The sequence below is a fragment of the Streptomyces sp. NPDC005303 genome (genome assembly GCF_040607335.1).
Taxonomy (GTDB): domain Bacteria; phylum Actinomycetota; class Actinomycetes; order Streptomycetales; family Streptomycetaceae; genus Streptomyces.
In genome coordinates this window covers 25,441-38,137 of the sequence record NZ_JBEXGM010000007.1, presented here as the reverse complement: position 1 = coordinate 38,137, position 12,697 = coordinate 25,441, and the positions used below count along the sequence as shown (strand labels likewise).

Annotated in this window: 12 protein-coding genes; 6 read left to right on the top strand and 6 right to left on the bottom strand. The window is 69.3% G+C overall.

Going from position 1 to position 12,697, the window contains the following annotated elements:
• Positions 1-8: 8 nt before the first annotated feature.
• Positions 9-158, bottom strand: coding sequence for a hypothetical protein (locus tag ABZT93_RS13015; RefSeq protein ID WP_356103038.1), 150 nt, complete (start codon positions 156-158; stop codon positions 9-11).
• 169 nt (positions 159-327) lie between these two features.
• On the opposite strand from ABZT93_RS13015, the gene ABZT93_RS13010 reads away from it, so the two are divergent.
• From ABZT93_RS13010 to ABZT93_RS12985, 6 genes are all read left to right on the top strand, one after another.
• The gene (locus ABZT93_RS13010; RefSeq protein WP_356103035.1) at positions 328-651 is read left to right on the top strand and encodes a hypothetical protein; all 324 of its coding nucleotides are present in this window, start codon (positions 328-330) and stop codon (positions 649-651) included.
• Complete coding sequence (locus tag ABZT93_RS13005) at positions 648-1,778, top strand: WXG100 family type VII secretion target (protein WP_356103032.1); 1,131 nt, start codon at positions 648-650, stop codon at positions 1,776-1,778. The genes ABZT93_RS13010 and ABZT93_RS13005 overlap by 4 nt, the downstream gene beginning before the upstream one ends.
• Before the next feature lie 311 nt (positions 1,779-2,089).
• The gene (locus tag ABZT93_RS13000; protein WP_356103029.1) at positions 2,090-3,226 is read left to right on the top strand and encodes a hypothetical protein; all 1,137 of its coding nucleotides are present in this window, start codon (positions 2,090-2,092) and stop codon (positions 3,224-3,226) included.
• Between the two features lie 235 nt (positions 3,227-3,461).
• Positions 3,462-3,785 carry a type VII secretion target gene (locus tag ABZT93_RS12995; RefSeq protein ID WP_329294175.1) on the top strand — a complete coding sequence of 108 codons (324 nt, stop codon included), beginning with the start codon at positions 3,462-3,464 and terminating at the stop codon, positions 3,783-3,785.
• A gap of 2 nt (positions 3,786-3,787) precedes the next feature.
• Positions 3,788-5,050, top strand: coding sequence for an amidase domain-containing protein (locus ABZT93_RS12990; RefSeq protein ID WP_356103027.1), 1,263 nt, complete (start codon positions 3,788-3,790; stop codon positions 5,048-5,050).
• Positions 5,047-5,418, top strand: a complete 372-nt coding sequence (locus ABZT93_RS12985; protein WP_356103024.1) for a hypothetical protein — start codon at positions 5,047-5,049, stop codon at positions 5,416-5,418. The genes ABZT93_RS12990 and ABZT93_RS12985 overlap by 4 nt, the downstream gene beginning before the upstream one ends.
• Before the next feature lie 75 nt (positions 5,419-5,493).
• Here the strand turns inward: ABZT93_RS12985 and ABZT93_RS12980 are convergent, their stop codons facing one another.
• The 5 genes from ABZT93_RS12980 to ABZT93_RS12960 all read right to left on the bottom strand — a co-directional run bounded on the left by ABZT93_RS12980 (position 5,494) and on the right by ABZT93_RS12960 (position 12,681).
• Positions 5,494-7,215: a PQQ-binding-like beta-propeller repeat protein gene (locus ABZT93_RS12980; protein WP_356103021.1), complete on the bottom strand. Its 1,722-nt coding sequence runs from the start codon at positions 7,213-7,215 to the stop codon at positions 5,494-5,496.
• The gene (locus ABZT93_RS12975) at positions 7,215-8,708 is read right to left on the bottom strand and encodes a hypothetical protein (protein WP_356103019.1); all 1,494 of its coding nucleotides are present in this window, start codon (positions 8,706-8,708) and stop codon (positions 7,215-7,217) included. The genes ABZT93_RS12980 and ABZT93_RS12975 overlap by 1 nt, the downstream gene beginning before the upstream one ends.
• Before the next feature lie 759 nt (positions 8,709-9,467).
• Entirely contained in the window at positions 9,468-11,303 is a 1,836-nt protein-coding gene (locus ABZT93_RS12970; RefSeq protein ID WP_356103016.1) for a hypothetical protein, read from the bottom strand.
• A 23-nt stretch (positions 11,304-11,326) separates the two neighbouring features.
• Complete coding sequence (locus ABZT93_RS12965; RefSeq protein ID WP_356103013.1) at positions 11,327-12,103, bottom strand: nucleic acid/nucleotide deaminase domain-containing protein; 777 nt, start codon at positions 12,101-12,103, stop codon at positions 11,327-11,329.
• A gap of 5 nt (positions 12,104-12,108) precedes the next feature.
• Positions 12,109-12,681, bottom strand: a complete 573-nt coding sequence (locus ABZT93_RS12960; protein ID WP_356103011.1) for an SUKH-4 family immunity protein — start codon at positions 12,679-12,681, stop codon at positions 12,109-12,111.
• Between the last annotated feature and the right edge of the window lie 16 nt (positions 12,682-12,697).

Below are 12,697 nucleotides of genomic sequence, written 5' to 3'. Positions count from 1 at the left end.
CACCGGCGCTACGGCACCGTCCTGGAGCCCGGCGAGCAGAGGCGCTCGCTCGTGAACGGCGCCGGGACGTGGCCGGGGTGGTCGCGGATCCCGGTCAGCGCGTCGAAGCAGTCGGCCCCCTCGCCGCTCACCTGGCCCCAGGGACCGACGGCGGTCATCGTGAAGTCATGTTTCCCGCCCTCCCAGCGCATCCGAAACAAGTGGTGTCACCTGGCGGGGAGTTGACTCCGTCCCTCCATCGTGTGCTGGTACGTGACTCTTCGCTCGGCGCGCGGTTGCGGAAGTGCAAACCAAGGGTCGTCGAGGAATGAGTGCACGGAGCGGCGCATGTCTGGTGACTTCTCTTTAGATCCGCAAGAACTGGCGAAGCTGGCCGGCGCGTTCGATACGCGGGCCTATGACTTGGCGAGTGCGGTCAGGGAATTTGAGCGTACGACGGGGGCGGAGCAGATCCATGACGGTTTCGGGTTCTTGACGGAGTCCGAAGAGGTCACGTCGGCCTATGTGGAGTTGGCCGCGGGGATGGTCGAATCGTTGGGGAACCTGGCTCGGCACCTCGATGAGGTGAGCCATGCTCTCCAGGACAACGCGAAGAACTCGAAAGCGTCGGACGAGGCTCTCGCGGGTCTGTTCAAGGGTGGGAAGACGTGAGCGAGGAGAGTGTCGCCGAGAAGGTGTACGAAGCCGGGATCGAGGTGGTGAATCCCGGTGGCCGCCCCGATGTGCTGCGTGCGGCGGCCAAGGGGTGGCGGACCATGGGGGAGGAGCTGGAGGAGGCGTACGTCGGGCTCGACAGGAGGGTGCGGGCCGTACTCGGTGAGCATTGGCGGGGGAAATCTGCCGAGGCCTTCCGTGAGCATTGGGCGAATGTCGGGCGAGCGGTCGAGGAGACTGCGCCGCTTTTCGAGCAGGCGGCCAAGGGGCTTGAGGAGGCGGCCGACAACATCGAGGAGATCAATGATGAGATTCATCAGATCTACCTTGAGATCGGTGTATCCATCGCCGCGTCCGCCGCGCTGTCCTTTGTCACGCTGGGCTTCTCCGCGCCTGCCGGAGTCGCCAACGCCCTCCGCCTGGCTGCGCAGGCCGCCGAGGCCGCCTCGAAGTTGGGGCGCCTGCTCAACGCCGCCGCTCGTGTGTTCCGGTACGTTCGCGGGCTGGCGAGGGGGAACGCGGGGTGGCGACTGGTGGTCGAGCTCGGTGTGCAGTGGGGTGCGGGGACCGGTACGGGGATCGCGACGAGCCTGGCCACCGGCAATGGCCCCGAGTATCAGAGCAACGCTGTCAACGGGGTTGTGGGTGTACTTGGCGGGAAGTACTTGTCCGGTCATCTGGCTTCGACGCTGGGCGGAGGCGTGGTGGCGCATGCTGCGGACGGCGCGACTGTAGGCGTACTCTCCTCGGTCGCTGGTGACACCATCAACAACCTTCGTAGCAAGCAGCATTTCGACGGATCTCAGCTGGCGCTCGGAGCCGTCGCCGGAGGCCTTACCGGAGGAGCCGGCGGCGCAGCCGTTCACAGGGCCACGGACGGACGGACAGTTTCCACGGCGCACGGTCTGGTCGGCGACGTGGCGACCAACGCCCCCATCGGCTTCGGCCTTGGCGCGGGCGGCAACATCTCCAAACGACTCGATGCGGCCGTCAACGGCGACCCCAACGCTGAGGAGGAAGCTGAAAGGCCTGGTGGCGCCGCTGACACGCGGAAAGATGCGAGTGAGGACGGCAAGGCATTGCGGGAGCGGCCCGACACGCGACGCTACGGAGCGTTCGGGTGAGTGCTGAGTGGACTATGGACAAGGGTGAGAACGATGCCGCCGACGGCGCCGGGTTCCACCTCTTCCCGCGCTGTGGACGGTTCGTCGCTTCAGCCGCCCCGCTCGCCCTTGTGGCGCTGACCGCCGCATGGCTCTTCATAGGGGCCACGCCAATCCGGACAGCTGTCCTGTGGTGCTCGTTGACCCTGCTGGCGGCCTGCTGGCTGATCTTGGGCGTAACCGTGGCGTCCTGGGGCAGTCGGTGCCGCCGCGACACCTACCTATGGGGTGTGCAAGCAGCGTCGGCGACCCCTGACCGCGGGGAAGGTGCAGTGCCGTCGCGACTGAGCAGTGCGTGCTGGCTGTCGGCCCGCTTCGCAGGTGCCGCGGTCGCCGTTCCTGCGCTGTTGGCTCTCTGGGTGACGCTGGCGGCGGCCGACGCGCGGGGAACGGGCACGAGTTCGGTACTCGCACAGGCAGACGCAGTGATCGAGCAGCGTCCCATCGTGAAGATCGAGAACGAGGTCGCGGAGGGCAGCAGCCGTTTCGCTGCCGCCACGGCCGACCTCACCGTCCTGCTCCCGTCACCGACCGGTGGGCGTGCTGTGCCGGCCAAGTTCGAGGCGTCCACGAATCGGCGACAAGGTGTCGGCAGCGACCTTTACGTCGCCTACGTCCCCGCACACCCCGAACTGGGCGCCATCGGTGACGACCAGCGTGAGGACGTGGAGCGTCAACTCGCCGGACGAGCCGTGCAGTTCGGTGACGCGTGGGTGATCGGGGGCTTCTGGGCCCTGGCGACGGTCGCCCCGCTCGTCCACTGGTGGAGGAAAGAGAGCCTCCGCCGTCCCGCGCGTACCGTCGGCCCCGAGTGGAAGGCGCTGCGCGTCACCGTCACCGGCACGGTCGAGCACACCGACGCACCCCCGCACGGCAGTCCGGAGGCGGCCGACGAGAAAAAGCGTCGGGAGAACACCCGCACGCTGCGGTGCCTGGTGCTGGAGGGCGGTGGGCGGCAGGTTCCCTTCCATTCCCAGATGGACGCCGAAGCCGCGGGGGCTGCCCTGACCGGCGCGCACGGCTGGCTGCTCTGGCATCCGCGACAACGTCGTGGCCGGGATGTCCTCGCCGAGCTCGTGGGCGACGACGGCTGGCAACTGCCGGGCGCGGTCCCGGTGCGGGTGGCGGAGGAGATCGAGGAACAGGGCGTGATGGGTGCCGCGCAACCCGACTCCGAGCGCCGGGTCCATCTCCTGGACCTCGGCGCCGGCTGGCTCGTGACCGCGTCCGCACCGGTCGTCGTGGGGTTCGCGGTGGCGCTCGGTTGTCTGACCGTCCTGCTGCTCGTCCCGGACAGCGGCGCATGGCGGCTGTGGACGGCTGCGGCGGGTGTGCTGGCGCCCCTCGCCGGTTTCGCCGCGCAGGCGGTGGCGAGGATGGACCACGGCGATGGTCGCGCAGCAGGTTGAGACCCGCCGGTGAACAGGCCTCTCGCCGACGACACCGGAGGAGAGGCACTGACCGGGTCCCCTGGCGGCGTGCGACGAACACACCATGACCTGGGAGGGGGCCGTAGGGGGCGGATTGGGCCCTGCGAAGAGTGCCGTCCACGACATGGGGGGCGGGTGTGAAGGTTCGGCGGAGGCCCCCCGGAGCCCCCGTACGATGATTTTCGACAGCCAGTTCACATCGGGGGAGTTGTCCATGGCCGACATCGACATCGACGCTGTGCGCGTACGCGCCGCGGCCGATGACACCGAGTCCTTGTCCCAGCAGACGATGAAGCGTCTGAGTCATTCGCTCGACACCAGCGACGAGGTGTACGGCGCCCACTACGGCAACGGCTGGGAGAGCCCCGTACACCTCAAGGTCTGTGCCGAGAAGTGGGAGGAGCACATGGTCTCCCTCGCCCGGCGGATGGGCGAACTCAGCCAGAAACTCCGGGAGTCCGCCGACGGCTACGACCGCGCGGACGCCGAGGCCGAGTCGCGGCTGCGGGCCGGGCTGAACGACCTCGGGAGGGCCTGATCATGGTGTCGTACGAAGGAATCAACAACGCCCGCCCCAAGACCTGGGCGACGGCCGCCGACGAGTGGCACGCCCTCGCCAAGTACTCCCTGGACGCGGCGAAGGACCTGCGGGAGTACGGCGCGAAGCCGCTGAAGGACAACTGGACCGACGAGGTCGGTGCCGCCGCGGCCGCCGAATTCGAGCTGCTCGCCAACCAGTTGGAGGCGGCCTACGACATCCTCCTGTCCGTCAACATGGTCGCCGACGGGATGACCACGACCATCGAAACCGCGCACAGCACCATGCGGGCCGCCGTGGATCTCGCCGCCCAGTACGGTCTCGAGGTCGGCGTCGACGGGACGGTCACGGGTCCGCCGCCGCGCAGCCGTACGGAGGCCGAGGAGATGGGGCCGTACCGCACACAGGTGCAGGACCTTGTCGACCAGGCCGTCGAACAGGTCACCGCTGCCGACAAGTTGGCCGCCGAGGAGTTCGCCAAGCTCGGCGGCCAGACCGGACTCACCGATCCGGGCAAGGCGCTCAACGACCTCCAGACGCACGCCTCGCACGTCCAGATGCAGATGCTCGCGCATGACATCCCGGTCGGCGAGGACCCGACCACCGTCCGGCAGTGGTGGAACGGGCTGAGCGAACAGCAGCGCAAGGACATGATGCTCGCCCAGCCGGTCGCCATCGCCAACCTCGACGGCATTCCGGCCGACGTGAGGCAGGAGCTGCGCGGCAACGGCAAGTACGACCGGGTGAAGCTCGTCGAGTACGCCCTCGCCAACTGGGACAAGGACGACCCCACCGACTTCGGCAACAACTGCACCAACTTCGTCTCCAACGCCCTGCTGCACGCGGGGATGAAGGAGAAGACCAGCATCTGGGGGACGTCCGACGACGACTCCTGGATGATCGGCAACCGCACCGGCGCCGACGGCGTCGACAAGCGCCTTGCCTACTCCGACAGTTGGGCCGCCGCCGAGAACAACCAGAACTTCATGCTGGAGCACGGCGGCAGCGAGGTCCCGCGCTCCGACGTGAAGCCGGGCGACATCATCTACTACGAGCAGTCCGGGCCCAACGACTCCATCGAGAAGGGCAACACGCACCACGCGGCGATCGTCACCGCGGTGATGCCGGACGGCGAGATCAAGTACACCCAGCACAGCGACTCGTACCAGAACGTCAGCCTGGAGGGGCGGCTCCCCGCCACCGAGCAGCACGAAGGGCAGCAGAACATCCGGATCGTCCGCCCCAACCCGGACTGGTACCGATGAGCACCGGAACCGTCAAGACGTCCCGCTGGGCCCTGCTGGTACCCGTCCTGGTCCTTGCATCCGCGGGCCTCCTCGCCGCCCACTTCTCCTTCGACGGCGACACCTTCCAGAACTGTCGCTACCTGGGCCCCTCCACCCGCATGTACGTCACCGCCTGGGCCGCTCCCGCCTGCGCCCTCGCGGCTCTGCTGACGCTGGTGCTGCTGCGCCGGCGCGGGCAGCGACCGGGCGGCCTCGCCCTGGCGGCGGCCTGTCTCGTCCCCGTCCTCCTGCTGGCCCAACTCGCCGCGCTCTACTGGGTGTACGAGCCGGATCCCGCCGGCGGGCAGGACTGCTCGGGGCTGACGAGGATCGCCGCAGAGCACTGACGTACGAAGAAGCTCCCGTCGCCGGGGTCCGTAAGGAACAGGCGACGGGAGCTCTTCTTCAACTGCGGCCGGGGCTCAGTCGGCAGTGGGCAGGGCCACCAGGGTGTACGGGGTGTCCCCGTAGACGACGGACGGGTTCGCCTCGGAGACGTAGAGCCGGTTGTCGTGCCAGTAGGGCCTGGCGAAGACCGACATGCCCTTGTGGACGTCCGCCGGGTACTCGACGACGGTCTTGATAGCACCGTCCTTCGCGCCCAGCTCCACCAGCTCGGAGCCCGCGTCGTTGTCGTTGTTGTCCCGGTAGGCCAGGATCCGGTCGCCTCCCGCCGCCGGCAACGGATAGAACGCCCTGAACTCGACCGCCTCGGTCTTCCACAGCTCCTTGCCGCTGTCGAGGTCGTAGGCGGCCAGCAGTTCCTTGCTCTTCTCGCTGGTCACACCGATGACGAACGTGTCGCCGAAGACACCCGCCTCCGACCAGGGGCCGCCCCGCGAGTCGTGGGTCATGACGTACTCGGCCGGAGTGGCGGGGGAGAACTGGCTGCGGACCTTGCCGGTCTCGTCGTCGAGGGAGAACAGGGCATCTCCGTCGTCACTGTGTCTGATCAGGACGACGGGGGAGGTCGAGATGACGTCACCGCCGTCGAGCTCGCCCAAACTGTCCTTGGGGACCTTGCGGTGGTAGGTCCAGCGGGCCTGGCCGGTGGCGGGGTCGATCAGCGAGACCTCGTCCCAGTTCTGTCCCCAGTCGGGGTCGTCGAAGTCGTTGATCTGGCAGCCGCGGACCCGGATCAGCGCCTTGCCGCCGGTGAACTCGCCGCTGTCGCAGTCCTCGGTCGCGAACTTCTTCGGATCCCAGGCTGTCGTGCCGTCGGCCGCCTTCAGGGCCAGCGTCACCTTCGCGGCGTTGATGACGACGACATCGCCGGCCCGCGCGACCGACACCTGGTCCTTCGACGTCGTGTCACCGGGCTTGAGGTCCTTGTCCCAGAGCTGCCTGCCGCTGCCGAGGTCGTAGGCCACCACGTGGTCGCAGGCATTCCCCTCGCCGTAGGCGACGATCCCGATGTCACCGGAGGAGTTCTCGGGTGCGACGCACGCCTCGTTGCTGTCACCGGGCAGCGCCGTGGCCCACAACTGCTTGCCCGTGTCGAGGTCGTACGCCTTCACACCGGTGGACAGTGTCTGCACCACAGCCTTGTCGGTGAACCAGGTGCCCCGGGTGTTCGCCTGGATTGCCGCGCCGACCTCGTCACCGTTCTGCTCGGTGCCTTGAACGGTCCACAGGACGTTGTTGCTCGGCGAGCCGATGAACATGTACCAGGCCCCGAACCCGGCCCCGCTCAGGACCAGCACGGCCATGACGAGCAGCACGATCATCCCGACCGGCTTCTTGCGCGTGCTCCCGGGCTGAGCCGCGCCGCCAGGACCGACGGGGCCGGGATAGCCGTACGGCTGCGGCTGGGGCTGGAAGCCGTAGCCCTGCGGGGGTTGCTGCGGAGCGCCGTACCCGGGCGGAGGTGCTTGCGGGCCTCCGTATCCGGGCGGAGGTGCCTGCGGGGCCCCGTACCCGGGCGCGGGCGGCGGAGGGGCCTGCTGGGGAGACCCGTATCCGTAGCCGTACTGCTGCGGCGGTGGGCCCTGCGGCGGCGGACCCTGTGGCGCAGGAGATTGCGGCGGAGCTCCCTGCGGTGGTGCCGGAGGCTGCTGCGGGTAGCCGTATCCCGGCGGTGGCACCGGCGGCGGAGGCTGCCCGCCGTACGCCCCGCCCGCTCCCTGCATGCCGTCTGTGCTCATCAGCTGTGGCTCCTCACATAACTCGCCCAGGCGGCCTGGAACTGGCTCTCCCCCATGCCCGTGGCGTCGCGCAGCTGCTGGTCGAGCCGCTTGGGGTCGCGGTAGTGGTCGGCGACGAACTGGAGCGCGGCGGCCGTGCCGCTCTTCTCGGCGATGAACCGGATGGCCAGGTAGCTGACCGTGTAGTCCGTGCCCACCTCGTCCCCGCTCCCGGCCGAGGTGGGCAGCGTGCCGCCGAACTCCTTGCCGGTGACGTCGTTGCGGACGTTCCACGCGCCGAGCTCGGTGTCGAAGCGGAACGCGACGTAGTCGGCGAAGCCCTCCACCACCCACCAGCGGGCGTTGGTCTCGGTGACGAAGGTGCCGGTGGCCTCCAGCGGCTGGACGATGGCGTGCGCGAACTCGTGGTGGGAGATCTCCTGCACGAGCTTGGGCCAGTACGTCGCGTTGGTGAAACGGCTTCCGGACGTGTCCATCTTGACCCGGGCACCGCCGTACTCCAGGTCCTTCTCGTCCCCGCCGTACCCGGCGTCGAAGGTGGGCATCGCCACGCTCTGGCCGGCCTCCCACTCGACGGACTCCGAGCCGTACAGGGAGGAGTAGGTCTTGCGGTCGGGTTCGAGGACCGCCACGAATCCCGTGGGCGTCTCGGTGTCCTCGGGACCGTTCGCCTTCCACAGCTCGATGTCGTCGGCCGCCGCCTTCTCGATGTACGGCGCATAGCGGTCCGTGTCGGTGGCGTACTTCTTGTTCGAGATCGTGAGCGTGTGGGCCTTCTTGACGACGTGCATGTCCTCGTAGAGGTCCCAGGGGGCCGGGTAGAACACATAACCCTTGGAGCCGTAGGCGCCGGGCGAGGGACCCACCTTGGTGATCCGCGGCTCGGCGTCCTTCGACTCCCGCTTGATGATCCAGCGGTACCACTCGGACACCGGCCTGACGTCCACGTCCTGGATCTTGTGGACGAACGCGACGTCGAGGGCGATCGTGGCTCCGTCGCCGTACTCGTCCGTGGTCGATCCGGTCGTCTTGAGGACGGAGTACTCGGCCTGGGTGAAGGGGATCTTGCGCAGGTTCTCGAAGAGGTTCTTCTGCGTGCCCTTGGCCTCACCGGTGAAGGGGGCGAGATATGTGTCCTCGTCACCGCTCCTCAACGCCTGACTACGGCCGTCGAGCAGCTCCTCGATGTCGTCCGGACTGAGCAGTTGCTCGCCTTGCGCGTCGCCCGTCGCGGTGGGCAACGCGCCGCCGCCGAGGGCCTGGTAGGCGGCGAGACCGCCCACTCCGAGCACGGCGAGCACGGCAAGGACGACGACACCGATGACGGCCTTCTTCAGGCCGCTCCCGCCGCCCTGGTCACCGCCACCGCCTCCACCGGGAGGCTGTTGGTGCGGATACGGCGGGTGGGGTGCCGTGGGCCAACCCGGCGCCGTGGTGGGCGGTTGCGGCGGATAGCCGTAGTGACCCGGCGCGGCCTGCGGCGGATAGGGCACACCACTGTGAGGCTGAGGCTGAGGCTGCGGAGGTGGTGCCCACCCTCCCTGCCCCTGTGGATACGCGCCGCCCGGCCCTCCGGGCGGCGGAGGGTACGACATGAACTCCCTCTCCCCATGAGTCTCGATGATGCGTGGGAGCCCACAGCGAAATGGAGCATGACGCTCAAGTGATCAAAAAGCTCCCCCGAAATGCTCATGACACCTTACAAGCTTGTCGGTTTCGGCCTGGTGCCGCTGATCGCCGTCTTCCTCATCCGGGCGGCAAAAGATGGTGATCCATACGGAAAAGCACGAGGGGGGTGGTGTGGTCCGAGTGGGGCGATGGTGTGAATCCCCGTGAGGGAACCGTGGCGTCCGGGGGTGCGACAGCGCCGGTACGGCGACGGAACGGACGTGCGGAGGCCGCGCTCCGGCGCCCGTCCGCCCGGCCGGCTGCGCGAGGAACTGCGTGGGGAGATCCGCGACGGCGCCCCGAACGTGCGCGGGCACGTCCGGGTCAATCCCGCCCGCTACCCCGGGATCTCCGCCGGAGGGGCCGAGACCGTCGCCGGGGAAGAGGGATTCGCGTGGCAGAACCGCGATACCACGTGGTGTCCCTGTCCACCGAGGTCTTCGAGGCGGAGGAAGACTTCCTGCAGCTGGCCACGCTGGTGGCCGCCGGGATCTCCTTCACCGCACCGAAAGCGCCGGCCCGGCAGGAACCGACGGCGGCCGTCACCGGGACGAGCAGCCCCTTCGGACAGCCGAGACGGCGCCTCACCGCTCCCAGAGCACATCCAGCCGCAGCCGTACGGCGGAGACCCCCTCGGGGTCCCCGATGACCAGCAGCCCCCCGGGGGTCAGCGCGAGGGCGTCGCAGTCGCCCAGCCACGGCAGCACCCGCACCCTGCCGGAGAACACGTGCCACAGATGCACTTCGCCGTCGCTCCAGGCCACGGCGAGCACCGGACCGGCGGAGGTGTCCGCCGCGGCGAGCGCGGTGACCCGGTACGCGCGCTGCTGCACCGGCTCGGGCATCGGCTCGGCCGAGACCTCCCACAGCCGCACCGAGCCGTCCGCCCCGGCGCTGAAGGTGAGCGTCAGTCCGTCGGCGGTGTCGACGACGGTGGCGGCCGTGACCGGCTGCTCGTGCACACCGAAGGAGCGCGGGAGGTCCTGGTACTCGCCCAGGGACCACACGTGCACCGTGCCGCCCCGGTCGCCGACGACCGCGTACGGACTCCGGGTGCCGCCGCTGCCGAGCGCGGTGACCAGCGACTCCTCCGCGGTGAGCGCGGCCGAACCGTGATGCTCGGCGATGCGCTCGAGCGCGAACGCGGTGGTCGGGTCGTCCTCGGTCACGAGCGGCAGCAGCGCGTCGGAACGGTCGAGCAGCAGTGCCGAGCGGGCGTCCCGCGGGGCGAGGGAGCGGGGGCGTACGGAGGCGGGGTGGACGGAGGACGCTGCGGCTACGGCGGACGCGTTGACGGACGGTGATGCGGTCCCGTCGGACGCGTCGACGGACGGTGATGCCGTCCCCTCGGACGCGTCGACGGTCGCACCGCTCTCCACGTCATACGCCCGCAGCCGCCCCGTCGGGTCCGAGACCAGCAGTCCTCGCTCCGTGCCCGGCACCAGAGCCAGCGCGTTCACCGGGAGGGCCCGCCTGGCCCATACCGTGGACCACCAGTGCTGATGGGCGAGTGGTCGCAGGTACTCGGTCAGGTCCGGGTCCGTGTCGACCGCGGCGGCGTGCAGCAGGGCGGCCCGTTCGGCACTGTCGGTGTGATACGCCGTCAGCTCCGGGGCGGCTCGCCTCCACACCTGGCGCAGCCGCCCGGGCACCGGGAGTCGCTCGTCGGCGAGGGTGGCCGTGAGCGCGGCGGCCGAGCCGTGCACCAGGAAGCCGGGGTCGGCCAACAGGGCTCGTACGGCGGCCCCTTGGTCGTCGGTGCGCAGGGCCGCGTCGAGGACGCGCCGGCGCACCGGGTCGGGTGCCTGGGACCAGTCGGGGCGGTCGTCGGCCGTGCGGGGGACCGTGGACACGAGATCGGCATACGAGGGCTGTCCGGTGTCGCGGCCGTCCCCCTCACCGAGGTCGACCACCTCGACGCCGTCCGCCCCCAGCAGTCCCGACGTCCCGACCTCGACAGCCGTGCGCAGATGGGGGATGGCCAGCAACGGCTCCAGCAGCTCGGCGACCAGGGTCTCGGGAGCCGCCGACGGCAGATCCGCGGGGCCCGCCCCCGCCCGGTGCAGATCGGGCACGAGCAACAGCAACGGCCGTTCGTCCGCCGCCACTTGGTCGAGCAGACGGTCGGGGGAGAGGGGGCCGTAGCCGAGCTGGCGCCCCAACTCCCAGGCGAAGCTCTCGGTGGTCAGCCCCGCGGACGGCACGGTGGCGTGGACGGTGATTCCCGGCCGGCCGACGGTCCCGGCCAGCAGCCAGGCGAGCAGGCCGCTCTTGCCGCTGCCCTCGGCACCCCGGACCAGGCAGAGCCGGGGGCCCTTCGCATCGGCGGCCCACTCGAACAACCGCTGCCCGTGCGAGCGCAGTCGGTCGTCGAGCGGCGGCCAGGACGCGATGTCCGGCGTGACGGTGCCGACGGTCATGATGTGCTGAACCCCTCTTCGCTCTACTCGGGCTGCTGGGCGGCCGCCTCGCGCAGCAGCCGGATGCCCTCGGCGCGGGACTCCGCCGTCTCCCCGTAGGGGAAGTTGTGCGTCAGCTGCGCCTCGGGGAAGACCTGCCCGAGCCACACCGCGCAGTAGTGGCCCGGCATGAAGCAGGCTTCCAACTCGGTGTGGATCCGCAGCACTTGCTCCGGCTGCACACCGGCGGCCCGCAACCGGGCCCACAGCCGCTCCTCCGGGTGGACGCCGATGTCACCGGCCTGCGTGACGATCTGCTTCTCGCCCTGGTCATTGACGATCTCGAAGGCGGTGAACCACTCCGCGCTCGCGGTGTCACGGATGTCGTCGAGGACGAGGGGCCACCAGTGCTCGCGCCCCTCGAACGCCCGCGGATCCAGGGTCCGCAGCCGCTGCTCCAGCTCCGCGAACGCGGCGGCGGCCTCCTGCGGTTCGTCGGTGCCGAGGATCTGGGCGAGGCCCTGGTCGAGCACGACGAGCGACTGCGCGAAGGCTTCCGGAGTCGCGTTCACGAACCGCGCCTCCTCGGTCCAGTCCAGGAGCACGGCGCGTACGACACCCTCGTCGTCGGCGCAGAGCTCGAACCCGCGGTCGGAACCGAGCCGCGCCCAATCCCGGCACTCCTCCAGCACGACCGTACGGCCGACTTCCTGGGCGAACTCGTGCAGCGGTACGGGGTCGGACGCGGCCGTCGCGAAGTACGGGCCGACGGTCAGGGGGAGGGTGATCCCACCGATGCGCCGAATGTCACTGTCATTCATCGCCATTACCTCGCCTCGGGTTCGGCGACATACTCGAGGATGTCGTGCCAGCGGGAATTACTCACCTCAAGAGCGGCCGGGTCGATTTCCCGCATACGCTCGGTGAGACGTGCCGCCGCACTTTCCGGGTCGATATTCTCGAGTTCCGACTCGAAGTCGTAGTTAGGGCGCTCCTTCTCCAGCAGATAGAGAAAGTGGGCGAAGGAGGGGAGATCCTTGTTCAGCGGATAGGTCTCGGATTCGTCGCCCGGCAGGCAGTACACGACACCGGTGACCCCGTCCAGGGCGATGTCGTCATAGGGCACCATGCCCAGCAGGACCCAGTTCTCGGCCCCTTCGGGCAGGTCCGTCCACCGCTCGCGCAGGTCGTCGTAGGCGTCGCCGAGCGTCCTGGCCTGCTCTGGAGAGCCGTCCACGAGGTCGAACCAGGGGTTCGGGCGGGCCGGGATGCCGACATTGCGAAGGAAGTCCGCACTCGGCTCGTGCCGGATGTTCGCCACCACCGCCGCGGAAAAGGTGGTGAGCTCCTCCGGATCGAACTCGGATTCCAGAGTCTCCCGGTCGATGGGGGACGTCATCTCGTGACCTGCCTGC

What these genes read in the sequence shown, in the direction of transcription:
- ABZT93_RS12990 (WP_356103027.1), top strand. Translation starts at nt 3,788, where the DNA reads ATGGTGTCGTACGAAGGAATCAACAACGCCCGCCCCAAGACCTGGGCG.
- ABZT93_RS12965 (WP_356103013.1), bottom strand. Translation starts at nt 12,103, where the DNA reads ATGAATGACAGTGACATTCGGCGCATCGGTGGGATCACCCTCCCCCTG.
- ABZT93_RS12985 (WP_356103024.1), top strand. Translation starts at nt 5,047, where the DNA reads ATGAGCACCGGAACCGTCAAGACGTCCCGCTGGGCCCTGCTGGTACCC.
- ABZT93_RS12980 (WP_356103021.1), bottom strand. Translation starts at nt 7,215, where the DNA reads ATGAGCACAGACGGCATGCAGGGAGCGGGCGGGGCGTACGGCGGGCAG.
- ABZT93_RS13015 (WP_356103038.1), bottom strand. Translation starts at nt 158, where the DNA reads ATGACCGCCGTCGGTCCCTGGGGCCAGGTGAGCGGCGAGGGGGCCGAC.
- ABZT93_RS12970 (WP_356103016.1), bottom strand. Translation starts at nt 11,303, where the DNA reads ATGACCGTCGGCACCGTCACGCCGGACATCGCGTCCTGGCCGCCGCTC.
- ABZT93_RS12960 (WP_356103011.1), bottom strand. Translation starts at nt 12,681, where the DNA reads ATGACGTCCCCCATCGACCGGGAGACTCTGGAATCCGAGTTCGATCCG.
- ABZT93_RS12995 (WP_329294175.1), top strand. Translation starts at nt 3,462, where the DNA reads ATGGCCGACATCGACATCGACGCTGTGCGCGTACGCGCCGCGGCCGAT.
- ABZT93_RS13010 (WP_356103035.1), top strand. Translation starts at nt 328, where the DNA reads ATGTCTGGTGACTTCTCTTTAGATCCGCAAGAACTGGCGAAGCTGGCC.